The following is a 23,900-nucleotide window of genomic DNA, read 5'->3' as shown; positions in this document are numbered from 1 at the left end:
ACCATGCTTGAAGTCAAAGACCTGTTCGTGAGCTATGGCCAGAGCGAGGCGCTGCATGGCATCTCGTTCGAAGCCAACAAGAATGAAACCGTGGCCATCATGGGCCGCAACGGCATGGGCAAGACCACGCTGTTCAAGAGCCTGATGGGCGTCTTGCCCACCAAGGCTGGACAGATCCAGGTGGCCGGCCTCGACGTCACCCGCGACGAGAGCTTCACACGTGTGGCCAAGGGCATCGCCTATGTGCCGCAAGGCCGGATGATCTTCCCCACCCTCACGGTCGAAGAGAACATCCAGACCGGTCTGGAAAACAGCAAGACCCGCAAGATTCCCGATGACATCTATGCGCTGTTTCCCGTGCTGTTCGACATGAAGCACCGCAAGGGCGGCAACCTCTCGGGCGGTCAGCAGCAACAGCTGGCCATTGCCCGTGCGCTGGTCACCAACCCCAAGGTGCTGCTGCTCGACGAACCCACCGAAGGCATCCAGCCTTCCATCATCAAGGACATCGCCAAGGCGCTCAACGAGATCCGCAAGCTGCGCGAAATCACGATCGTCGTCTCTGAACAGGTGCTGTCCTTTGCCATGGATGTGGCCGATCGCCTCTTCGTCATCGAAGGCGGCCGCCTGGTTCACGAAACCGCGCGTGCCGACACCAACGAAGCCCACATCAAGCAATACCTGTCCGTCTGATTTCCCGTCACCCAGCCCAAGAGGTCTGTCATGCCTGAAACCCTGATCAAAGTCGATCTTCAAGAATCGCCCTACAACAACCCGATGGTGCACAACCGCTGGCACCCGGACATCCCCATCGCCACCTGGGTCAACCCCGGCGATGACTTCATTCTGGAAACCTACGACTGGACCGGCGGCGCCATCAAGAACGATGACAGTGCCGACGATGTGCGCGATGTCGATCTGACCACCGTGCACTTCCTTTCAGGCCCGATCGGGGTGCACGGCGTGGAACCGGGCGACCTGCTGGTTGTCGACCTGCTCGACATCGGTGCCAAGGAAGAAAGCATGTGGGGCTTCAATGGCTTCTTCAGCAAGACCAATGGCGGCGGCTTCCTGACCGAGCACTTCCCACACGCGCAGAAGTCCATCTGGGACTTCAACGGCATGTTCACCAAGAGCCGTCACATTCCCGGCGTCGAGTTCGCAGGTCTCATCCACCCGGGTCTGATCGGCTGCCTGCCCGACCGCAAGATGCTCGACACCTGGAACGAGCGTGAAATCGACTTCATCGCCACCCAGCCTGACCGCGTGCCGCCACTGGCCAACCCGCCGTTCGCCAAGACCGCCCATGCCGGCAAGGCCACGGGCGAAGTCAAGGAGCGCATCGCCGCCGAAGGCGCCCGCACGGTGCCACCTCGTGAACACGGCGGCAACTGCGACATCAAGGACCTGTCGCGCGGCTCTCGCGTCTTCTTCCCGGTCTATGTGGATGGCGGCGGCCTGTCGGTCGGCGACCTGCACTTCAGCCAGGGCGACGGCGAGATCACCTTCTGCGGCGCCATCGAAATGGCTGGTTGGGTGCACATGCGCGTCAACGTCATCAAGGGTGGCATGGCCAAGTACGGTGTGAAAAACCCCATCTTCAAGCCCAGCCCCATCACCCCCAACTACCGTGACTACCTGATCTTCGAAGGCATCTCGGTGGACGAGGACGGCAAGCAGCATTACCTCGATGCCCATGTCGCCTACCGCCAGGCTTGCCTGAATGCCATCGAGTACCTGAAGAAGTTCGGCTACAGCGGTGCACAGGCCTATTCGCTGCTGGGTACCGCTCCCGTGCAGGGTCACATCAGCGGTGTGGTGGACATCCCGAACGCCTGCGCCACATTGTGGCTGCCCACCGAGATCTTCGACTTCGACATCAACCCGAGTGCATCCGGTCCGGTGAAGATGCTCGATGGCAGCATCGACATGCCGATCTCCTACGACATCGTCAAGTGACCGCGATACCGCATCCCCAAGGAGTGGCCCATGCCGACCTATGACTATGCCTGCCCCCAGTGTGGTGGCTTCGATGCCTTTCGCTCATTGGCCGATCGCAATGAACCGTGCGCCTGTCCCGACTGCGGTACAGCGTCACCACGGGTCTTCGTGAGCGCCCCGCGTCTGACCTGCCTGACGGCAGAGCAACGCACGGCCTACACGGTCAATGAACGGGCGGCCAATACGCCGAAGTCCTCACGCGAACTGGAAAGCGGTGGTTACGGTCGGCTGCGTCACCCCAAGGGTTGCGGTTGTTGCTCACCGGGCAAGAAAGGCGCCACCGTCACGGCGGCCAATGGCGCCAAATTCTTCCCCTCCAAGCGACCATGGATGATCAGCCATTGAGCTGATACCCGGTCAGCCTGGGCCCTGGCACCTGCTCAGGGCACCAGGCTCATGAACAGGAAGGCGGCGAAGATCACCAGGTGCACCGCACCCTGCATCACCGTGGTCCGCCCCAGCACCAGCGTCAGGGTGGTGTTGGCAAACGTCAGCATCAACAGCACGAGGTCCTTGCCCTCCACCCCGAGTTGCAGCGGCAAATCAAACCACACGGACACGGCGGCAACAACCGGAATCGTCAGCCCGATGCTGGCCAGTGCAGAGCCAATGGCCAGATTCAGGCTGGTCTGCAGGCGATCGACATGTGCAGCCCGGATCGCGGCCACGGTTTCAGGCAGCAACACCAGCATCGCAATCACGATCCCGATGACGGACTTGGGCGCGCCCACGCTGGCCACCCAGGACTCGATGGTCGGCGACAGCACCTTGGCCAGGCCGATGACCGCCACCAGAGACACCAGCAACAAGCCGACCGCAGTCCAGGCCTGGACTGCACTCGGGACCGTGGCATGGTCATTTTCGTCATGCAGGCCATCCACCGGCAGAAAATAGCCACGGTGCCGCACCGTCTGAACAAACACGAACACCAGCCACAGCACCAGCGAGGCCACACCGGCAAACGCCAGTTGGGCCGTTGAGTAGGTACCCCCTCGGGTGGTGGTCGTGAACGTCGGCAGCACCAACGACAAGGTTGCCAAAGCGATCAGCACACTGATGCCGGCACTGGCCCCTTCGACTCGGAACGTCTGCTCCCGGTGACGCCAGCCACCCACCAGCAGGCATAACCCCACTACACCCGTGCAGATGATCATGATCGCTGCCAGCACCGTGTCACGCGGTACCGCTGCGGCCTGCGCGCCGCCAGCCAGCATCATGGTCACGATCAAGGCCACCTCGATCACTGTGACCGCCAGCGCCAGCACCAGGGTCCCCAATGGCTCACCCACCTTGTGAGCAACCAGTTCTGCATGGTGCACCGCAGCCATCACCGCAGCCATCAAAGCCACGGCCAGCCCCGCGATCCCGATCGGTCCGCTCGAAAGCCATGACGCCGCTGCAAGCATCCCGACTGCCAGCAGGGGCACCATAAGGCTCCAAAGAGGCAGGTGGGTGTGTTCAGTTCTTGATGTCATGGCGAAGGTTCGAAGATGAAACAGGGGGGGGCGCCGGTGGTGCATACCATCTGGATGGCGGCACGAGCTTGTCGTCGGCTGGGTCCAGCACGTAATGCGGGGACATGATCTGCACCCCATTTTCGTTGAACACATCCTGAATGTTGGCGTGCAACGAGGCCAGCACTTCCGCACGAGATTGCGGCTGCGTTGGCACCGCCTGACACACCAGCCGGTACTCAGGATAGAAATCGGACAATGCCGTTTGATAAACCCGAGGAGCGGGGTCCTGCAAGATGCCTGGGGTCCGCCCTGCAGCCAGAATCAGCATGGCGTGGACCTGTCTCCAAGGCGTGTCATATCCGATGGTGACCACCGTATCGACCACATACCCTTGACCTTTGACAACACGGGAATAGTTCTTGGTTGCCGCGCCCACGATCATCGTGTTGGGCAAAGTCACCTCTTCCCCAAGTCCGGTCAGGATGCAGGTGTTAAAGGCCCCGATGCTGATCACCGTGCCTTCATGGTCACCAATGCGCACATATTCGCCTTTGCGCAGCATGCCTGTGTAGGTCAGGATCAATCCACCTGTCAGCTGCCCCACAAAACTCGACGCGCCGATCGAGGCCATCAGTCCAATCAGCACCGACATGCCCTTGAAGGCCTCCGTCTGTGCACCCGGCAGATAAGGGTAGGCCATGGCAATGGCAAACAACCAGATCAACCAGGTGAGCACCCGACGGGTCGTGCCTGCCGAATCAGCTGTCATCCACTGCACGGACAGATGCCCAGACTCGATGCGCGTGAACAGCGACGCCAATACCCCGGTTGCACCTTTGGCCAGCAACAGGATCACCACGGCCAGAACCAGACCCGGGACAGCATCAACCACAGCCTTGACGACCACCACCGCGACCGAAATGAGGAACTGGTTCAGCCCTTCACCCCAAGGCTGGGTGTACGGAAACTGCTGCAACGAAAAACTCACCCAGCCATAAGCCGCCAGCAAGCCGAGCGTCCAGCTCAGTGCCCCCACCACCCAACGCAAACCGGCCAACAAGCGATCTCGACGCAGCAACTCGGCAGCACTGCCACCCAGCGCGGAGGTCTTCACATCGATCAGTTGCGCCGCTGCCTGCACCACGTGACGGCGAAGCAGGCGCCCCCCTAGCCACAATGCCAGCAACAACGCGGAGGCCAGTGCCACCAATCCGGTGCTGATCAACAGATGCCGAAAACTCCTCGACGCCTGGGTGGCACCGATGCTGAGTTGCAGCGCCTTCTGCGTACGCTGGGCCAGACCCGACAAGGTATCACCCGACATCGGCTCGACATCGTCCTCGATCAAGGTGATCGCCATCACCCCATCCACCATCAGCAGCATCCCATGCGGCGACACCTGCACCGCCACCCTGCCCGGTCCACCTTGTGCCAGCGCCTCTTCCACATTGAGCGCAGCACGGTGCGCGCGCTCGGCCGGGGTCATCCCCAGGAAAGATGCCCTCAAGCGCACCACGGTGCGGTTGAAAACCACCACTGGGGCGGCTTCCTGCGGACTAACCACTGCAGAGGCCGACACAGGCGCAACAGGAGGCATCTGGGCCACGGCCGAACCCATGGGGAACAGCCCAGAAGCGATCAGAAGCACGCATGACAGACACCAGCCTGCCAGAGACCGCGTCACCCGGTGTTTGCCCATCTGAACTTGTCCTCCATGCCTTGCCCTGCCTTGCGGCACCGGAAAACTCTAACACCGGCGTGCCGCACCGCCGCACGCTACGTCAAACAACGTATTGGGTCAGACCGCCCCCATTTTCACAATGGACGGCAGCCTTCCCCAACCACAGGAGTACACCATGCTTCACGGTGATATCTCGAGCAGCAAGGACACCGTCGGTGTCGCTGTCGTCAACTACAAGATGCCGCGCCTGCATACCAAGGCAGACGTGCTGGCCAACGCGCACAAGATCCGGCAGATGATCGAAGGAATGAAGATCGGCCTGCCTGGTCTGGACCTGGTCATCTTTCCGGAATACAGCACCCACGGGATCATGTACGACCCCAAGGAAATGATGGACACCGCGTCGACCATCCCGGGCGATGAGACCGAGGTGTTCGCCATGGCCTGCCGCAATGCCAAGGTCTGGGGTGTGTTCTCGCTGACTGGCGAGCGTCACGAAGAGCACCCCAACAAGGTGCCCTACAACACCCTGATCCTGATGAACGACCAAGGCGAAATCGTTCAGAAGTACCGCAAGATCATGCCCTGGACACCGATCGAAGGCTGGTATCCGGGTGACCGCACCTACGTGTCGGATGGACCCAAAGGGCTGAAGATCAGCCTCATCATCTGCGATGACGGCAACTACCCCGAGATCTGGCGTGACTGCACCATGAAGGGTGCCGAACTGGTCGTGCGTTGCCAGGGCTATATGTACCCGGCCAAAGACCAGCAGGTGCTGATGGCCAAGGCCATGGCCTGGGCCAACAACTGTTATGTGGCCGTGGCGAATGCAGCCGGGTTCGATGGGGTCTACAGCTACTTCGGGCACTCGGCCATCATCGGCTTCGACGGGCGCACGCTGGGCGAGTGCGGTGAAGAAGAGTACGGCATCCAGTACGCTCAACTGAGCGTCGGACTGATCCGTGATGCGCGAGCCAATGGCCAGTCAGAGAACCACCTGTTCAAGCTGCTGCACCGTGGCTACACCGGCGTCATCAACTCGGGTGATGGCGACAAGGGCAAGGCGGAATGCCCTTACGAGTTCTACCGTCAGTGGATCACCGACCCGCAAGGCACACAGGCCGCCGTGGAAGCATTGACCCGGCCCACCATTGGCACGCCTCAATGCCCGATCGAGGGCCTGCCCAACGGCAGCTGAAGCCTCAGGAAACCCGATTGTTCACCACCGCGAATGGTGATCCTCGGTGACCCCCAGCAGATGCCTCACCGGCACGGGTTCGGCATCTGCATGAGGTTTGACCCAGCCGTCAAAGGTGCCCACCGGCTGCACATAGTGACTGGCCGCGAAGCCCATGTTGCGATCCGCCTGACGTCCACCCTCGGGTGTGAACAAGAGGTCCAGCAACCCATCATCGGTCTGGATGCGCCAGGGCGTCATGGGAGAGCGGGCATCGAAATCAAAACGGGCCAACCCCAGAGGGATAAGCCGCCCATCCAGCCACAGCGCGTTTTCATTGTCACCAAAGTAGCCCTGCTGCAGATTGAAGCCGACCTCGGGGCTGTGCGCGCAGGCCCACCGCCAGTGAGTTTCTCTGGCCAGCAAGCCATTCGAGCTGTCAATGCAGGCGACGGCATGACCCAGTTCAAAGCGACGACCTTTGACGCTCAGCCAACCCTCGACAGGCAAGGCAGGCGATTTCTGCGTGGCATGCCCCAGCCCGTTTTCGATGGGACCCACCGCGAGCAAGAAGGGAGCGGCATCCGCTGTAGACAGTTCGGCATGCAGCCGCATGCCGGGTACGCGCACCCGCAATTGAAGCTCTTCACGCCCATCGTGCTGCATCAGCAAGCCGGAGCGCCACCCACGGAACCACGTCCGCGCGCCTTTGACTGGTTGATCGGACACGTGGCCCTGTAGCGAGGGCACCCCATCCTGATGCCAGTCAACCACCACTTCCTTGCGTGCCCGGTCAAACACATAGGTGAATGCCGTCACAGCCCAACCCAGGTCGACGACCGCTATCCCGACATAGACCTGGCGCGCAGCAATACCGATGAATTGCCAGCGCTTGTGGTGCAGGCGCCGCCATAGCCAGGATCGGCCCCATTCGCCTTGCAGGGCATCCCAATCCACCCGGTCAATGAAGCCGGCATAGCGCCCCCATGCTGGCGCGCCACCGATCACCACGGAGGTGGGAGGAGCCGGCAAGACAGATCGAAAAATGGTGCTCATGACATGCGGCGAGACTGCAGTGGCTTACTGAGCTTAGCTGATTAGCACGAATGATGCCTGATCAACCCCATGTGCGCCGGGTCAATCAGGCAGGATAATCCCTGCATGCATCCGAAAGCCCTACTCGACCTCACCTGCACCCTGGTGCGTGACGTTCTCAAGCTCGACGCCCCGGCCGATACGTCGGTGTCCCTCTTCTTCCGCAAGCACAAGGAGCTGGGTTCCCGCGAACGCCATGCCCTGGCGGAAACAACCTATGCGGTGCTGCGTCAGCGCCTGCTCTGGCAAAACCTCGCACAGTCTGGCCACGGTCCCATGGAGCGCCGGCTCGTGCTGCTGGCCTGGCAGGGCCAGGAACATGTACTGAAGAATGCCATCACGCCCGACGAAGCGGCCTGGCTGGAGCGCACCAAACAGATTGACCGCACGGCTCTGCCGGACAAGCTGCGCCACAACCTGCCCGACTGGATCGCCAACCGGCTGCGCGAGCAACTGCCCGACGACGAGTTCTGGGCCCTGGTTGCCACCATGTCAGGCAGTGCACCGCTGGACCTGCGGGTCAATGCTCTCAAGAGCAAGCGAGAAGCCGTGCTGCAAGCCCTGACCGAAGCAGGCATCCCAGCCAGCGCCACCCCCTACTCCCCCTGGGGCATCCGCATCGATGGCAAACCTGCCCTGCAGAAACTGGCTCTCTATACCGAGGGGCAGGTGGAAGTGCAGGACGAAGGAAGCCAGCTGCTGGCCTTGCTGACCGGCGCCAAGCGCGGTGACATGGTGGTTGACTTCTGTGCAGGAGCGGGTGGCAAGACCCTGGCGCTGGGCGCCATGATGCGCAACACCGGCCGCCTGTATGCTTTTGACGTGTCTGGCCACCGCCTGGAAGGGCTCAAGCCGCGACTGGCCCGCAGTGGACTGTCCAACGTCTACCCAGCCCAGATTGCCCACGAGCGCGATGACCGCATCAAACGCCTGACCGGCAAGATCGACCGTGTGCTGGTCGATGCGCCCTGCTCGGGCCTGGGCACACTGCGCCGCAACCCCGATCTGAAATGGCGGCAGAGCCCTCAGGCCATTGAGCAGTTGCAGAAAAAGCAGATCGCCATCCTGAGCAGCGCCTCCCGCCTGGTCAAGCCAGGTGGCCGGCTGGTGTATGCGACCTGCAGTCTGATCCCTGCAGAAAACGAAGACATCGCTCAGTTGTTCGCAGCGGAACACCCTGAGTTCGTGCAACTGGACGCCCGTGCGGTACTGGAACAGGCTGGCGTGAGTCAGGCTGAATCGCTGGTCACGCCCGCAGGCCACCTGCGCATGTGGCCACATCGCCATGCCACCGACGGTTTCTACGCCGTGGCATGGGAGAAAAAGGCCTGATCAGAACAGGCTTTCCTTGACGTACACCACGTCATTGGCCTGCAGCTTGTCGTTGATGTCAGGCTGCAGCACCTGAACCTGGCCGGAAGCATCACGGCGGTGCACCTTGATGCCCCGCTCGGTGCCACGCTGGGTCAGGCCACCGGCTGCGGCCAGCACTTGCAGCATGGTCATGTCACGCTCCAGGCGCAACGAACCAGGACGTTGCACTTCGCCGTAGATGTAGACCATGGGCGCACGGTCTACCCAGACCACGTCGTTGTTTTCCAGTTGGAAATCGTCCTGGCTGCCAGCTGAGGCAAAGACAAGAGGCAGATCGACCACGCGGCGAAATGGCTTGCCGCTGCGCATGCCCGTCACCACCACCGTATCGGCTCCCTGGAGGGGCACGACACCACCGGCTACCGCCAGGATGTCGGACAGACGACTGGTACCCAGCTCCAGCGGATAACGCCCCGGACGGTTGACCACACCGAGTACCGAGACCTGGTTACCCTTGACCTGCATGACCAGGATCGATACCTGAGGCTGCTTGAGGAAGTTGCCATCACGCAGGCCATCAGCCAGCTTCTTCTCTGCCGCACCGACAGTCAGCCCGCCCAGTTTGACTGCGCCCAGAAGCGGATAGGAAATGCTTCCGCCTTCAGAGAGGCGTGCCTCCAAAGTCAAGTCCGGATTCTGGAACACGGTGACACGAATCACATCGCCCGCGCCCAGAACATAGTCATTCTGGTTCGCTGCATGAGCTCCACCCGCCACGCTCAGCAACATCACCATCATCCATTGCGCGATCACGCGGATCCACTTCATAGCTTCTATCCTCAGTTAGCAACTCGATTGACCAGTCCACCACAACACAACGCCAAGCATTTGCTTCACGGCAAGACACCACGGTAGCCCGACATTGTGGGGAGACCAAGCTGGATCATCACCCCAGGCTGAGGGGAAATCGGGCCAAATAAGCCGGAATGTCGCCCCCCGGCATCGGTCTGGATGCGAGATAACCCTGGACCAGATCGCAACCCATGGCTGTCAGCAGATCCCACTGAGCCTGGTTCTCCACCCCCTCTGCCGTGGTCTCCAGCCGCAGGGCGCGAGCCAGGCTGATGATCGCGGTCACCACGGCCTGGGCATCGCTGTCCTGAACCAGCGAGCGCACGAACATGCCGTCGATCTTCAGTTGGTCCATCGGAAAGCGCCGCAGATAGGCCAGCGAGGAATACCCCGTGCCGAAGTCATCCAGCGCCACCCGCACGCCACGACTGCGCAAGGCCATCAACGTGGCGCGCGCGCCATCGTGGTCTTCAATCAGGGCCGACTCCGTGATTTCCAGCTCCAGCCTGGCAGGGTCCAGCCCTGTATCGGCCAGCACCTGATCGACGATGTTGACAATGGTCTGGCTGCGAAACTGGACGGCCGACAGGTTGACCGCAACCCGCAACGCTGCAGGCCAGGTCGTCGCAGCCAGGCAGGCCTGTTTCAGCACCCAGGTGCCCAAAGAGACAATCTGGCCGGTTTCTTCTGCCACAGGTACAAACTCGCTGGGACTGATCAGGCCGCGCTCGGCATGCTGCCAGCGAACAAGCGCCTCAAAAGCGACCACGCCCCCCGTCGACAAGGCCACCTGGGGTTGGAAGAACACCTCGAACTGCTCTTCTGCCAGTGCCACCCCCAACTCCTGCTGCAACCTTGCACGGGCACGGGCGCTGTCGGCCATCGGAGGAGAGAAAAACCGGAAGGTATTGCGACCTGCGCCCTTGGCTGCATACAGGGCCAGATCGGCACACTGTTGCAGGGCTTGCGGATCCAGGCCATCGCGGGGTGCCAAAGCCAGGCCAATGCTGGCGCGCACCTCGACACGCACTTCCCGCAACTGGCAAGGCGCAGCCAGTGCCACGAGGATGCGTTCAGCCAGCTCGGAGACAGCCGACTCCGATGTGGTCTGCCACGTCAGTACGGCAAACTCATCCCCGCCCAAACGGGCCACCAGATCCCCGACCGACACGCACACCCGGAGGCGATCGGCCACGCAGCGCAACAGCTGGTCGCCCACCGCATGACCCAGCGAATCGTTGATGCTCTTGAAGTTGTCCAGATCCAGGTACATCAATGCGCAACGCTGCCCGGACTCGGCAGCCAGCTCGCATACCCGTGCCAGCTCATTGCCGAAGCTGTAGCGATTGGCCAGGCCTGTCAACGCATCCACATTGGCCAGGCGGGCCAGCTCATCTCGGGCATGGCGGGCATCGGTCACATCCGACCCCACTCCTCGCCAACCAGCAGCTCGCCCCCGTTCATCGAACAAAGGCTTGGCCATCAGGGACCACCAGCGCTGCTTGCCATTGACCACAACCGGCAACTCGAGCTCACGGAACGGTCGCCCGAGATGCAGGTGGGTGACCAGCTCGTTGAACAGGATTCGGGCTTCCGGCTGGCCGGGGGGCAGCATGGCCGACAGCAATTCGGTGAAGGACTGGGCCATCAGGCGTTCTGGCGCCAACCCGAAGGACTGAGCCAGACGACTCGACACATGGCGCAGCCTGCCACCTACCGACACCTCCCACAGCCAGTCACTGGCATGCTCCTCGAAGTCTTTCAGCAGCAGGTCAATCAGCTGCCGCTGACGGTCGCTTTCCGCCTCACCACGCAGCCGACTGAAAAAAGTTCGCGCCGTCAGCCAGCTGACCGCCAGCACCGTGAGCGTGTAGGCAGCCAGCAGGGTAAGCAGGGACAGGTTGTTGTCATAGCTGGAGCGCTGCAGGGCCACGACCGAGGTCACGGCGATACCGACGACGTAGGCCGCCGCTGCAGCAGGAATCGGGCTGAGGATCAGACCTCCAGCGCACATCATGCCCACCAGCACCGGCGCAATGAGCAACTCGCCGTGGTGCGTTGTCAAAGGAAAGGCCGCTGCGGGCAGCGCACCCCACGCCAGCGCATACAAGCCCGCATGCGCCGTGATCCACCGCAAGGCACGGGCGGGTGCAAGGGGCCGTGCGGCGCCACGGATGAAGCCCCGCCAGCCACGGTCAAATGCCCACAAGCTCAAGACCGATACGGCGACCCACGCGATCATCAACCAGGGGCCGAAGAGGTCCCAGAACGTGACGGCGATGGTGAAGGTGGCCACCAGGTTGCCCAGGAACACCACGGGCAGCAGGTTCAGCACAGCCTGGATCTGACGGGCCCGGAAATGACGGGCTGACGGCCCGTCGACACGCTCGGTCGTTCGGACATCATGCAAGCCCTGGCGCACGTGTTGAAACAACTGGGCAACCAGCATGGCGGGAGAAAAATGCGAAACCATCATGAATGATGTTCATGATGAGGCCTGATAACTGGCTGTCACCCACCCAACTGGATGAGTTGAGGGTAAATCCTCGCGATTTGGCCGCTTTTCCGAGCTTTTCTTGCGTTGCCACGGGGGAAGGCTTGTGAAGTGATGGCGCATTTCGCGTACCATGGCCGCCCTTGCTGAAAGATGTGTCCCTTTCCATGAGTGCTTCCACGCCTTTGTCCGACGCCGAACAGGCTCTGCGCGACGCCGCCAACGAATACCATCGCCTGCCTTCGCGCGGCAAGATTTCGGTCACCCCGACCAAGCCACTGTCCAACCAGCGCGATCTGTCTCTCGCCTACTCACCAGGCGTGGCCTATCCCTGCCTGGCCATCGAGCAAGACCCCGCCATGGCGGCCGAATACACCTCGCGTGGCAACCTGGTGGCCGTGGTGACCAACGGCACGGCTGTGCTGGGTCTGGGCGACATCGGTCCGCTGGCATCGAAGCCGGTGATGGAAGGCAAGGGCTGCCTGTTCAAGAAGTTCGCAGGCGTCGATGTGTTCGACATCGAACTGGCCGAGCGCGACCCGGACAAGCTGGTCGACATCATCGCGGCCCTGGAGCCCACACTCGGCGGTGTGAATCTCGAAGACATCAAGGCGCCCGAGTGCTTCTACATCGAGCGCGAGCTGTCCAAGCGGATGAACATTCCCGTCTTCCACGACGACCAGCACGGCACGGCCATCATCTCGAGCGCCGCGCTGCTCAACGGACTGGAGTTGGTGGGCAAGGCCATCGCTGACGTGAAGATCGCGGTGTCGGGTGCCGGTGCCGCTGCCATCGCCTGCCTTGAAGTGATGGTGGGCCTGGGTGTGCAGCGCAAGAATGTGTACGTCTGCGACTCGAAGGGCCTGATCCAGAGCGAGCGCGCCGACGCGCTGGCCGGCAAGCTCGACGAATCCAAGCAGCGCTTCTGCCAGGTCACCAGCGCCCGCACCCTGGCCGATGTGGTCGATGGTGCCGACGTCTTCCTGGGCTGCTCGGCTGCCGGCGTGCTGACCGCCGACATGGTCAAGACCATGGCCGACAAGCCGCTGATCCTGGCGCTGGCCAACCCCGAGCCCGAGATCCGCCCCGAGCTGGCCAAGGCTGTCCGTCCGGACTGCATCATTGCCACCGGCCGCTCGGACTACCCGAATCAGGTCAACAACGTCCTGTGCTTCCCCTACATCTTCCGTGGTGCACTCGATTGCGGCGCCACCAAGATCACCGAAGCCATGAAGCTGGCCTGTGTGCGCCAGATCGCCGATCTGGCCAAGGCCGAGATCTCCGACGAGGTGGCTGCCGCTTACCCGGGGCGTGAACTGCGCTTCGGCCCGGACTACCTGATCCCCACGCCCTTCGACTCGCGTCTGATCCTGCGCATTGCGCCAGCAGTGGCCGAAGCCGCCGCCGCATCGGGCGTGGCGACACGTCCCATTGCCGACATCAAGGCCTATCGCGAATCGCTCTCGCAGTTCGTGACCAACACCGGCCTGTTCATGCGCCCGCTGTTCCTGGGTGCCAAGGCCGCGCCCAAGAAGCGCATCGCTTATGCCGAAGGTGAAGACGACCGCGTGCTGCGTGCCGCGCAGATCGCCGTGGATGAAGGCCTGGCCTTCCCGATTCTGGTTGGTCGCCCCGATGTCATCGATACGCGCATCGAGCGCGCCGGCCTGCGCCTGAAGCCTGGTGTGAACTGTGAAGTGGTCAACCCGGGCAAGGACGACCGCTTCCGCCAGTATTACGAGGCCTACCACCGCCTGCGTGCCCGCGATGGCATCACCCCTGATCTGGCCAAGGTGGTGGTGCGCCGCTCCAACTCCCTGATCGCCACCATGCTGGTGAAGATGGGCGACGCAGACGGCATGATCTGCGGCGTGATTGGCCGTTATGACCTGCACCTCGAGCACATTCGTGACGTGATCGGCGTGCGTCCTGGCGCCCAGTGTCTGGCTGCCTTGAATGCGCTGATCCTGGACAACCACAACCTCTTCATCGCCGACACCTTCGTCAACGAAGACCCGACCGCCGAGCAGTTGGCCGACATCGCCGTGCTGGCGGTCGAAGAAGTGCAACGCTTTGGCCTGCCTCCGCGCGTGGCCTTCCTGTCGCACTCGATGTTTGGTTCGAGCACCCGCCCCTCTGCCCGCAAGATGCGCAAGGCGCGTGACCTGTTCGTAGAGCGCATGCCCCACATCCCTGCTGATGGCGAGATGCAAGGTGATGCGGCCTTGAGCGAATCCGTGCGCTCCAAGCTGCTGCCTGAGTCCACGCTGCAAGGTTCGGCCAACATCCTGATCTGCCCGAACCTGGACGCTGCCAACATCCTCTTCAACGTGCTGAAGATGACCGGCGGCAACGGCGTGACCGTGGGCCCGATCCTGCTGGGTGCGGCCGCTCCAGTGCACATCCTGAACCCGTCTGCCACGGTGCGCCGCATCGTGAACATGACGGCCGTGGCCGTGGCACACAGTTAAAGCGCGCCTGAACCTGGGTCATCGCGTACGGTGACCTGTCACAATTGCCCCACAGCCGCATCGCCCAACAGGCATGCGGCTGTTTCTTTTGCTGGTTTACGATCCATCAAGAATGATGGATGATTGACGATAGAAAATCAGCATGGCGTTACTGCTGATGTGCAGGATTTTTCTACCGTTGTGCAAACTGACTCTGACTCCTCAACCAGCTCATTTCGAGAAGGTCATGCCCAGCCTTGGCTGAGGGCATGGGGTCAATGGCTCTTCAGCAACTGCCCGAATCGGGCCCTGCGTATCCGACGCAGCTTGCTGGCGGCCCAGGTCTACCTGGCTGGTATCTGGGTGTCCGAATATGCCTTGCGGCACTGGGATGTCGATGTTCCGGCTATCCGCGGTTTTCAGATCTGCTCCGTGCTGGGCTCGCTGCTGTTCTACCTGTTGCTGCGAACAGGCTGGAGTGAGCGGTTGCAAGATCCCTCGCTCACGGCAGTGCAAATTGTCTTCGCGCAGACCATGGCTGCTTGGGCGTACTCCATCGTCTACCCGGTTCGCGGCGCGCTCTTGCTGCTGCAGTTCATGGTGGTTTATTTTTCGCTGTTCAAGCTCAAGCAGCGGGGGCAATTGGCGATCAGCTGCTATGGCTTGCTGATCATGGGCTTCACCATGCTGCTGATGAACCACCTGCAGCCCGGTCGGTTTGTCTACCAAAACGAGTTGGTGCATTTCGTGATTCTGGCCACGACCCTGCCTTCGGTGACGGTCCTGGGTCAACAGCTGACCAGCATGCGTCAGCGCATGAAACGGCAGCAAATTGACTTGCAAGATGCCGTGCAGCGCATTCAGGAGCTGGCGCACCGAGACGAGCTGACAGGGCTGTACAACCGGCGCTACATGCTCGACATGGTCAGGCAGCACGCGAAACTGCATGGGCGATCCGAACGCCCCTTGTGTCTGGCTCTCATTGATCTGGACCACTTCAAGCGTGTCAATGACCAGTTTGGGCATCACATTGGCGACGATGTTCTGCGCGCCTTTGCCCACGAAGCGCGCACCGCGCTGCGCGAAACCGATCTCCTGGCGCGCTGGGGTGGCGAGGAGTTCCTGCTGCTGATCCCGGACACCGATATCGAGCACGCCAGCAGAGGCATCGAACGCTTTCGTACCCGCTTGCGCCACACCCCGATCACACCGGAAGCCCCTGCCTTGCGCACCATGTTTTCAGCCGGGTTGACCCAGTTTCAGCCTGACGACTGCGTGGAATCGGTGATCGAACGTGCGGACAAGGCTTTGTACGAGGCCAAGGAAAGGGGCCGCAACTGCACCGTCACGCGGTGAGTGCCCATCGGCTCAAGCCGTGCTTAAAACAGGGCCTGCTGCCCCCCGGCCACCACGCTCAGCACCGACGGATCGAAGCCGCTGTTGGACAGATTGGGGGCCTGGCGCGCCAACCCATGGCGGGCACTGGCCTTGTTGACGCGCTGTGCGATCAGCTGCGCCCAAGGCCCCCAGCCGCGCATGCGCGTCGCAAAATCAGCCTGATAGGCCTCGCCGCCACGCATGTCGCGGATGCGCGCCATGATGCGCTCTGCCCGCTCGGGCACGTGGTGACTCAACCACTCCTGAAACAGCGGGTTGACCTCCCAAGGCAGTCGCACCACCGTGTAGTGGATGGAGCGTGCTCCCGCCTGTGCAGCGGCTTCGATGATGCGTTCGATCTCCGGCTCGTTGAGAAACGGGATGATGGGGGCCACATTGACCCCGACCGGCACGCCTGCCTCGGCCAGACGACGCACGGTCTGCAGCCGTCGGTGCGGCGCAGCGCCGCGGGGCTCCAGCCTGCGAGACAGGTCCGCGTCCAGCGTGGTGATGCTGATGAGCACCAGCGCCTGCTGTCGGGTCGCAGCGGGGGCCAGCAAGTCCAGATCACGTTCGACCCCGCTCGACTTCGTGACGATCGAAAACGGATGGCCTGTTGCCGTCAGCACCTCCAGCACCGAGCGGGTGATGCGCCAGGTGCGTTCGACAGGTTGGTAGGGATCCGTGGCCGAGCCAACATTGATGGGGCTGACCTCGTGGCTTTTTTTCTGCAACTCGCGGCGCAGGCAATCGGCGGCATTCACCTTGGCAATCAGGCGGGTTTCAAAGTCCAGCCCGGGCGACAGGTTCAGATAGCTGTGGGTAGGCCGTGCATAGCAATAGATGCAACCATGCTCACACCCGCGATAGGGGTTGATCGACCACGTGAAGGGCAAATCAGGTGAATCGTTGCGCGCCAGGATGCTCTTGACGGTCTCTGGTGTGACCACGGTCTCTGGCGGCACCGACAGCGTGTCCGCCCCCTCGCCCAGCGAACCCCAGCCGTCATCATGGGCCTCGCGCGCTTCCTGCTGGAATCGGTGGGCCAGGCGCGTGGCTGAGCCTCGCCCTTTCAAGGGCTGGGCCCGCTGTCGGTCATCTGGTAATGGCGCCTCACTCATGCTGTATATTTATACAGCATTTTCATCACGTGCTGGTGAGCAATCTGGTGTAGCCGGCGGTACCAGCAGCCAGGCTGTAATGCTGGCAAATGGTGTCACGTGCCCGTGTACGCATGGCGCGGTAGAGACCAGGTTCATGCAGGGCTTGCGCCACCCGGGCAGCCAGCGCCGGCTCATCGAAAAAGTCCACCAGCAAGCCGTTCACGCCATCGTCGATCACTTCCTGCACGGGCGCCGTGCGCGACCCCACCACCAGACAGCCTGCCGACATGGCCTCCAGCATGGACCAAGAGAGCACAAAGGGGTACGTCAGGTAGACGTGGGCTGCCGACACCTGCAGCACTGTGCGGTAGCTCAGATAGGGCAGTTTGCCCATCAGGTGGATGCGATCGAGATCCAGTTCAGGCAACTCGGCGAGCATCTTCTCTCGCCAGCACGGCGCATCCTTGGGGCGGCCGCCATAGCTGACGTCGTCACCCCCCAGGATCACGACCTGACAGGTGGGATGCAGCCGTTGCAGATGCACCAGCGACCGCATGAACACATGGAAGCCGCGATACGGCTCCAGGTTGCGGGCCACGAAGGTGACCACGGGATCACCTGGGCGCAGCACGCGGCCGTCGGGCAAGGTCAGCGCGGCGTTGGCATCCGGTGCCATCAGTTCCGTGTCGACACCCTCATGGATCAGTTCGATCTTGTCCTGATACCGAGCGGGGTGCCGGCTGCGCTGCCAGGCTGTCGGGCTCACGCCGACATCGCACTGCTCGAGGTTGAGCAGGTGCAATGCATTCCAGGTGCGCTGACGTGCCATGCCATCGAGGTCTGCTGGAAACGCCGGGTCGAAGCCCGTATCGGCATCTGCCGTGCCGTAGTACCACTCGCACAGGTGGATGAGCCGGGCTGAAGGAAACACGTCCTTGACGTACAGGCTTTCTCCCCAGCCAGGGTGGGCCACGATGACATCCGGCTGCCAGCCCTGCCCTTTCAGCCGCAGCAGGGCACGCGCCACCGCCTGTCCATGCAGCACGGCGCTTTCCATGGTGCGCAGGTAGTGGTGCTGTTCCTTGAGCGGCTCACGGTGCAGGTCATAGCCCAGCCAGCGCACACCGGGCATGCCGGGCGCAGCCTTGCGCCCCACACCAACCACATCCCACCCCGGTGTTTGCACCCAGGCCTTCGCCACATGTCGAAACTGACCGGGAAAATTCTGGTGAATCAGCAGGATGCGCTTGTCGGGCGCGGCCATTCATACCTCACAGGCTGCTCGCATGCAGCCATTGTCAGGCATTCAGAACAGATCGCGCAGACGGTACCAGGTCATGCCGATGGCCTGAGACAGCCCCCCCATCAACTCGCCGCCGGGGAACGGCGGGTTGATGATGCCGGCGAAGGCATCCAGCCGGTCGGTTTGACCCAGCATGGCCTCACTGACCACAGTGGCCGCCACGCGGGTCGGGACGATGCCGTGCCCGCAAAAGCCCTGCGCCCAGAAAACGCGGTCACCCCGGCGGCCCCAGTCAGGCATGCGGCGCATGGTGATGTCGATGTGACCGCCCCAGGCGTACTCCACCTTGGTTTTGGCCAGCGACGGGAAGGCCCGGGTGATGTTGCCCTTCATCGCTTCATGCACATTGCTCGGCTCGCCGCCCATGTAGGTGCAGCGGCCGCCAAACAGCAGGCGGTGGTCCGCTGTGGTGCGGAAGTATTCGAGGATGAACTGGTTGTCGTAGATGGCATGGTTGCGCGGAATCAGCTCGCGGCACACCCGCTCGCCCAGCACCTCGGTGACCCCGATGAAGGAGCCGACGGGCAGCACCCGCGACGACAACTTGCGATCGACCTTGTCGACATAGGCGTTGGCGGCCAGCACCAGTTGATCGCAGCGCACGCGGTTGCCGTCGGACAGTTGCACGGTCACGCCGTCCGCCCCTTCGGTGTAGCCCGTGACACGGGTCTGCTCGAAAATGCGTGCGCCGGCCCCCTCGACGACATCTGCCAGGCCCAGGATGTACTTCAGAGGGTGAATCTGCGCGGCATCCATGTCCAGCATGCCGGCCTGGTAACGCGGTGAGTTCACATAGTTGGGCAGGTCCGCCTTGTCGATGAACTGGAAGTTGTCGTAGCCCCACTGCTTGCTGCAGTCTTCGATCATGTCGGTGAGGTCCTTCACCCGGCGTGGCAGCACCGCCACTTCCACGTGACCATCTGCCAGATCGCAATCGATCTGATGCGTCTGGATCAGCTGGCGGATCTTGGTGATCGAGCGCAGGGACTCATGGAACATGTCCTTGGCACGGTCATGGCCCATGGCAGCCTTGAGGCGGTCCATGCCACAGGCAAAGCCCTGCACCAGTTGGCCGCCATTGCGGCCTGATGCGCCCCAGCCCACCCGGCTGGCCTCCAGCACCACCACTTTCTTGCCGGCCTGGGCCATTTCCAGGGCGCAATACAGACCGAAGAAGCCTGCCCCCACCACGCAGACGTCGGCCTGCAGGCTGTCGGTCAAGGCCGGGCGGTTTTTCTGGCGGTCCCGCGTGGTCGCGGCGTAATAGGTGTCGATGTAGGTGCTGCTGCTGCGAAACATGGTGCTTCTCCGAGAAATCAGGCCAATTCGATGAGGTGGCGCAGGTCCCACTGCTGCCGAGGATGGGCGTGCGACTGGCGCTCCAGGTGCTCCTGGCGCTTGATGGCCACGTAGAGCTCAACCAATGGGGCACCCAGCCAGGTGCGCGCGGCCTGGCTGCTGGCCAGCGCGTCGAGGGCGTCAGGCAGGCTGCGCGGCAGGCGCAAGGTATCGTCCCGACCGTCTCGTGGGGCTTGGCCTGCCCGCAAACCAGCCAGACCAAAGCCCATGGTCAGGGCGATGGCCAGGTAAGGGTTGACGTCGCCACCGGGCAGGCGGTTTTCCACGCGCCGCGCCTGGGGGCCGGATGCCGGTATCCGGAAGGCGGCGTGGCGGTCCTCTTCAGCCCAGTCGGCATGGGTGGGCGAGGCATCGCTCATCACGATGCGATCAAAGGACATGTCGTACGGTGCGAGCAAGGCCATGGCACCGGGCACATGGGCCTGCAGCCCGCCTATGAAGTGGGACAGGGCCGGTGTCGAGCTGCCATCGGGGTTCGCAAACAGATGCGGCCAGACCGGGTCGCCCTGCGTGCGTTGCACACTGAAATGCCAATGCATGCCGGTGCCAGGCTGGTCCTCGAAAGGCTTGGCAGCAAAGCTGGCCAGGAAACCATGGCGGTGCGCAATCTCCCGCGCCACACGCTTGAAGCGGAACACCGCGTCGGCCTGCGCCAGCGGCGCTCCCGGCTGGAAATTCACCTCGAACTGCGACAGTGCGGCCTCGTGCAGATGGCCGGTGATGGGGATGCCCAATTGCGCACACGCGGCATACAGCTCATCGAAATACGACTCGAACTGGGTAGAACGCTCCAGCGAATACTGCTCGCATGCAGACTCCTGCCCGGGCGCATCAGGCCAGGCCTTCGCACTGGTGACCTGTGTGCTGCCCGGCGTCGGGTCGCGCTGCAACAGGAAGAGCTCCAGCTCGGGTGCCACCGTGGCCTGCAACCCGGCTTCGGCATAGGCGGCCACCACCCGACGCAAGGCCGCCCGTGGGGACAGCTCGGCCGAATCCACTTCGCGCCCGAGACGCGCCGAATACCAGCCTCCCTGGGGCTCGCACAGCACAGTGGCTTCGCCAGGGCGGCCGGGTCGCCTGACCAGCGTCTGCAGATCAGGCACCATCATCACATCGCTGTAGCCCTTGGGCAGCACCGTGCCAAACATGTCGGACGGTGCGCCGCCCGTGATGCCCATGCCCAGCAACACCGAAGGCAGCTTGCACCCGCCCAGTGAGAGGAATTCATCGCGAGACACCAGCTTGCCGCGTGCCAGCGAGCTGAAGTCGGCCATGGCGCACTCCACGCGGTGGACACCCAGGGGTGCCAGGGCCTCGGAGAGAAGCTGTCGTTGGTCAGAGCTGGAATGCATGGTGAAGGAAAGAGTGAAATGGGCTGCTGCTGTCGAGTCATCGTAGGATTGGGCTTTTGCGCCCATTGCGCCAATCGGTGACAAACCGATTGGGCCACTCCAACCACCGGGGCACTTGGTGCCACCGGCTACCTGCATGACGTCCAGACCGCCCACCGACAGCCTTGGTGAATTCCTGCTGCGACACCGCGCCCATGCGGGCGACCAAGCCCTCGGCATCACGCTGGCACAAGGCCTGCGCGAAGCCATTCAGCGCGGCGTGATGGCACCAGGGCAGAGGCTGCCCGCCTCACGGGATCTGGCCAAGCAACTCGGCGTGGCCCGCAACACCCTGGTGGCGGTCTACGCCCAATTGCAGGCAGAGGGTTTCGTGGTGGCCGGACAGGGCTCCGGCACCTTCGTCCGCAAGGTGGTGCAGGAGCATGTGGGCGAACGCCCCGTGCGCCGCACAGCAGCCGCACCCATTGCCCCGCCTGCGCTGTCGACACGAGGCCAGCGTTACCGGGCCGACCGGCTGCACCGCTTCTGGGTAGAGCGCCCGTTCTGCCCGGGCCTGTTCAATGACGATCTGTTCCCGCAAGCGCATTGGAACAAGGTGCTCACGCAATTGCTGCGCACACCGGACAGCACCCACCTGCGCAATGGCCCGCCTGGCGGGCTGCCCGCCTTGCGCGAAGCCATCGCCCGCCACGTGCACGCCACCCGCGGGGTGCGCTGTGACGCGTCTCAGATCGTCATCACAGACGGCACGGCGCAATCGCTGACGCTCATCGGCAAGTTGCTGTCAGACACGGGCGACCGCATCTGGGTAGAAGACCCTTGCTACTGGGGTGCCAGCCGAGCCCTGCGCGACCTGGGGCTGGAGCTCGTGCCCTTGCCTGTGGACCAGGAAGGCGCCACCTTGCCCTCCGCCCATGCGAACACCACACCGCCGCGGCTGGCGTACCTCACGCCCTCACATCAATTCCCGACGGGTGCCGTGATGCCGATGGAACGGCGCCTCGCCTGGCTGGCACATGCCCGGCAGCACGGCACTCTGCTGCTGGAAGACGACTACGACAGCGAGTTCCGCTACAACGGCGCCCCGGTGCCCTCGCTGCAGGGGCTGGATGCCGAAACCGGCGATGGCCACAGCGTGATCTACCTGAGCAGCTTCAGCAAGACCATGTTCCCCGGCCTGCGCATGGGCTTCATGGTGCTGCCGCCCACCCTGGCAGAGCTGTTTGCCACGGCCGGCGCCGACTTCGACCGCGACGGCGATCAACTGACCCAGGCCGCCATGGCCACCTTCATCGACAAGGGGCACTATGCCGCGCATGTACGCCAATTGCGCCAGGCTTTTGGCGCCCGCCGGGAAGCCCTGGTGCAAGCGCTGCACACCCATGTGCCAGCACTGACCGAACCCGACTCCCCCATGCGCATCCTCGGCGGCTGGCGCGGCGTTCACCTCACCCTCGCCTTCCCGGCGCAGGTGGATGACCAGGCGGTCGCTGCTGCCTGTGCAGAGCGCGACATCACCGTGATCCCCTTGTCGACCTATGCCATTGACGCGCCCATACGCGGGCTCGTGATGTCATACGCCGGCGTGCCGGTGGATGACATCGACCTGCTGGTGGCACGCATGGCCCCGGTACTCAACGCCTTGCGCCTGCGCTGAGGGCACTGCAGGTCAAGGCCAGCAGCGACCCGCCGCCAGCGCTGCACGGATGGCATCGCCATCGCCATCCAGCTGCGGCGGCGCGCGGTCCGACAGCGGGCGCTCACCATCCAGGCGCATGGGCTGGGCCACCAGGGGCACACCGCCCACCTCGACCTGCATGCCACGTGCCTGCACCTGCTCGCTCTCGAACACACCCTGCACATCCAGAATCGGGGCGCAGGGCACCAGCCCTGGCTCCAGCAAGGCCACCCAGTCAGCGGTGCTGCGCTCAGTCAACCGCGCAGCGATCAGCCCCACCAGGTCGCCGCGGTGCTGCACGCGCGCGGCATTGCTCGCAAAGCGCGGGTCAGCCGCCCAATCAGGCTGTTGGAGCAACTCGCAAAAGCGCCTGAACTGCAGGTCATTGCCCACGGCCAGCACCATGTGCCCATCTGCCGTGGCAAACACCTGATACGGCACGATGCTGGGATGGGCATTGCCCATGCGCCGGGGCGGGCGCCCCGTAGCCAGGTAAGCACTGCCCTGGTTTGCCAGCATCGCCACCTGCGTGTCCAGCAAGGCCGCATCCACACGCCGCCCGACGCCCGTGCGATGACGCTCCAGCAAGGCGGCCTGAATGGCCGTTACCGCATACACCGCCGTGAACAGGTCGGCCACGGCCACACCCACCTTCTGGGGCTGTGAACCCGGCACCTCGGCGGGCTCCCCCGTCACACTCATCAGGCCACCTGCGGCCTGCACCGCAAAGTCATAGCCGGGAGCCTGCGCACGCGGTCCATCCTGGCCATAGCCCGTGATGGAGCAATACACCAGCCGGGGGTTGATCGCGTGGATATCGTCCCAGCCCAACCCATACCGTGCCAGCTGCCCCACCTTGTAGTTTTCAATGAGCACATCGGCTTCACGTGCCAGCGTGCGCACCAGCTCGGCCCCCGCCGAATCGGCCATGTCGATGGCGATGGAGCGCTTGCCGCGGTTCGCGCACAAAAAATACGAAGCGGTCCGCCCGTCGCCCTCGCCCCACCAGGGTGGTCCCCAGGCACGGGTGTCATCCCCGCTGCCCGGTCGCTCCACCTTGATGACATCGGCACCGTAGTCCGCCAGCATCTGGCCCGCCCACGGACCGGCCAGCACCCGCGAGAGGTCCAGCACCCGCAGGCCATCGAGCATCTTCAACATCGTCTTCGCCTTTTTGACTCGAACCCGAGCAGTGTGCACCCGC

Annotated in this window: 18 protein-coding genes; 8 read left to right on the top strand and 10 right to left on the bottom strand. The window is 63.1% G+C overall.

Annotation, left to right across the window (positions count from 1 at the left end; all coding sequences use genetic code 11):
- Positions 1 to 3 precede the first annotated feature (3 nt).
- The 3 genes from urtE to ACE3PH_RS05225 are packed head-to-tail and all read left to right on the top strand — an operon-like array spanning position 4 to position 2,346.
- Positions 4 to 693 carry an urea ABC transporter ATP-binding subunit UrtE gene (gene urtE / locus ACE3PH_RS05235; RefSeq protein ID WP_374316942.1) on the top strand — a complete coding sequence of 230 codons (690 nt, stop codon included), beginning with the start codon at positions 4 to 6 and terminating at the stop codon, positions 691 to 693.
- A 30-nt stretch (positions 694 to 723) separates the two neighbouring features.
- On the top strand, positions 724 to 1,959 hold the full coding sequence (gene fmdA / locus ACE3PH_RS05230) for a formamidase (protein ID WP_374316941.1): 1,236 nt from the start codon (positions 724 to 726) through the stop codon (positions 1,957 to 1,959).
- A 30-nt stretch (positions 1,960 to 1,989) separates the two neighbouring features.
- Positions 1,990 to 2,346, top strand: coding sequence for a zinc ribbon domain-containing protein (locus ACE3PH_RS05225; protein WP_374316940.1), 357 nt, complete (start codon positions 1,990 to 1,992; stop codon positions 2,344 to 2,346).
- A 35-nt stretch (positions 2,347 to 2,381) separates the two neighbouring features.
- Here the strand turns inward: ACE3PH_RS05225 and ACE3PH_RS05220 are convergent, their stop codons facing one another.
- Together ACE3PH_RS05220 and ACE3PH_RS05215 are read right to left on the bottom strand one after the other, a co-directional pair.
- Positions 2,382 to 3,431 carry a calcium:proton antiporter gene (locus ACE3PH_RS05220; RefSeq protein ID WP_374316939.1) on the bottom strand — a complete coding sequence of 350 codons (1,050 nt, stop codon included), beginning with the start codon at positions 3,429 to 3,431 and terminating at the stop codon, positions 2,382 to 2,384.
- Positions 3,432 to 3,459: 28 nt separating this feature from the next.
- Entirely contained in the window at positions 3,460 to 5,106 is a 1,647-nt protein-coding gene (locus ACE3PH_RS05215) for a mechanosensitive ion channel family protein (RefSeq protein WP_374316938.1), read from the bottom strand.
- Between the two features lie 208 nt (positions 5,107 to 5,314).
- Here ACE3PH_RS05215 and ACE3PH_RS05210 point away from each other — a divergent pair, with 208 nt between their 5' ends.
- Positions 5,315 to 6,340: an aliphatic amidase gene (locus ACE3PH_RS05210; protein WP_374316937.1), complete on the top strand. Its 1,026-nt coding sequence runs from the start codon at positions 5,315 to 5,317 to the stop codon at positions 6,338 to 6,340.
- A 21-nt stretch (positions 6,341 to 6,361) separates the two neighbouring features.
- On the opposite strand, the gene ACE3PH_RS05205 is transcribed toward ACE3PH_RS05210, so the two are convergent.
- Positions 6,362 to 7,375, bottom strand: a complete 1,014-nt coding sequence (locus ACE3PH_RS05205) for a DUF2804 domain-containing protein (RefSeq protein ID WP_374316936.1) — start codon at positions 7,373 to 7,375, stop codon at positions 6,362 to 6,364.
- 105 nt (positions 7,376 to 7,480) lie between these two features.
- Between ACE3PH_RS05205 and ACE3PH_RS05200 the strand changes: the two genes are divergently transcribed.
- Complete coding sequence (locus ACE3PH_RS05200; RefSeq protein ID WP_374316935.1) at positions 7,481 to 8,746, top strand: RsmB/NOP family class I SAM-dependent RNA methyltransferase; 1,266 nt, start codon at positions 7,481 to 7,483, stop codon at positions 8,744 to 8,746.
- Here the strand turns inward: ACE3PH_RS05200 and epsE are convergent, their stop codons facing one another.
- Together epsE and ACE3PH_RS05190 are read right to left on the bottom strand one after the other, a co-directional pair.
- A complete protein-coding gene (gene epsE, locus ACE3PH_RS05195; protein ID WP_374316934.1) occupies positions 8,747 to 9,556 on the bottom strand; it encodes a polysaccharide export protein EpsE in 810 nt (269 codons plus the stop codon).
- 118 nt (positions 9,557 to 9,674) lie between these two features.
- Entirely contained in the window at positions 9,675 to 12,056 is a 2,382-nt protein-coding gene (locus tag ACE3PH_RS05190) for a putative bifunctional diguanylate cyclase/phosphodiesterase (RefSeq protein WP_374316933.1), read from the bottom strand.
- A 185-nt stretch (positions 12,057 to 12,241) separates the two neighbouring features.
- Between ACE3PH_RS05190 and ACE3PH_RS05185 the strand changes: the two genes are divergently transcribed.
- Together ACE3PH_RS05185 and ACE3PH_RS05180 are read left to right on the top strand one after the other, a co-directional pair.
- A complete protein-coding gene (locus ACE3PH_RS05185) occupies positions 12,242 to 14,545 on the top strand; it encodes an NADP-dependent malic enzyme (RefSeq protein WP_374316932.1) in 2,304 nt (767 codons plus the stop codon).
- Positions 14,546 to 14,725: 180 nt separating this feature from the next.
- Complete coding sequence (locus tag ACE3PH_RS05180) at positions 14,726 to 15,880, top strand: GGDEF domain-containing protein (protein ID WP_374316931.1); 1,155 nt, start codon at positions 14,726 to 14,728, stop codon at positions 15,878 to 15,880.
- 23 nt (positions 15,881 to 15,903) lie between these two features.
- Here ACE3PH_RS05180 and ACE3PH_RS05175 read toward each other — a convergent pair whose 3' ends face one another.
- The 4 genes from ACE3PH_RS05175 to ACE3PH_RS05160 are packed head-to-tail and all read right to left on the bottom strand — an operon-like array spanning position 15,904 to position 20,940.
- Positions 15,904 to 17,022, bottom strand: coding sequence for a PA0069 family radical SAM protein (locus ACE3PH_RS05175; RefSeq protein ID WP_374316930.1), 1,119 nt, complete (start codon positions 17,020 to 17,022; stop codon positions 15,904 to 15,906).
- Between the two features lie 25 nt (positions 17,023 to 17,047).
- Entirely contained in the window at positions 17,048 to 18,268 is a 1,221-nt protein-coding gene (locus ACE3PH_RS05170) for a glycosyltransferase family 4 protein (RefSeq protein WP_374316929.1), read from the bottom strand.
- A gap of 42 nt (positions 18,269 to 18,310) precedes the next feature.
- The gene (locus ACE3PH_RS05165; protein WP_374316928.1) at positions 18,311 to 19,606 is read right to left on the bottom strand and encodes an NAD(P)/FAD-dependent oxidoreductase; all 1,296 of its coding nucleotides are present in this window, start codon (positions 19,604 to 19,606) and stop codon (positions 18,311 to 18,313) included.
- A 17-nt stretch (positions 19,607 to 19,623) separates the two neighbouring features.
- Positions 19,624 to 20,940: a glutamine synthetase family protein gene (locus ACE3PH_RS05160; RefSeq protein ID WP_374316927.1), complete on the bottom strand. Its 1,317-nt coding sequence runs from the start codon at positions 20,938 to 20,940 to the stop codon at positions 19,624 to 19,626.
- 214 nt (positions 20,941 to 21,154) lie between these two features.
- Here ACE3PH_RS05160 and ACE3PH_RS05155 point away from each other — a divergent pair, with 214 nt between their 5' ends.
- On the top strand, positions 21,155 to 22,675 hold the full coding sequence (locus ACE3PH_RS05155) for a PLP-dependent aminotransferase family protein (RefSeq protein ID WP_374316926.1): 1,521 nt from the start codon (positions 21,155 to 21,157) through the stop codon (positions 22,673 to 22,675).
- 12 nt (positions 22,676 to 22,687) lie between these two features.
- Here the strand turns inward: ACE3PH_RS05155 and ACE3PH_RS05150 are convergent, their stop codons facing one another.
- Entirely contained in the window at positions 22,688 to 23,857 is a 1,170-nt protein-coding gene (locus ACE3PH_RS05150) for a CaiB/BaiF CoA transferase family protein (RefSeq protein ID WP_374316925.1), read from the bottom strand.
- Positions 23,858 to 23,900: the final 43 nt, after the last annotated feature.

The organism is Aquabacterium sp., from assembly GCF_041909175.1.
GTDB lineage: Bacteria > Pseudomonadota > Gammaproteobacteria > Burkholderiales > Burkholderiaceae_C > Aquabacterium.
The sequence above is the reverse complement of the archived record's forward strand: the minus strand, read 5'-3'. Positions and strand labels throughout refer to the sequence as shown.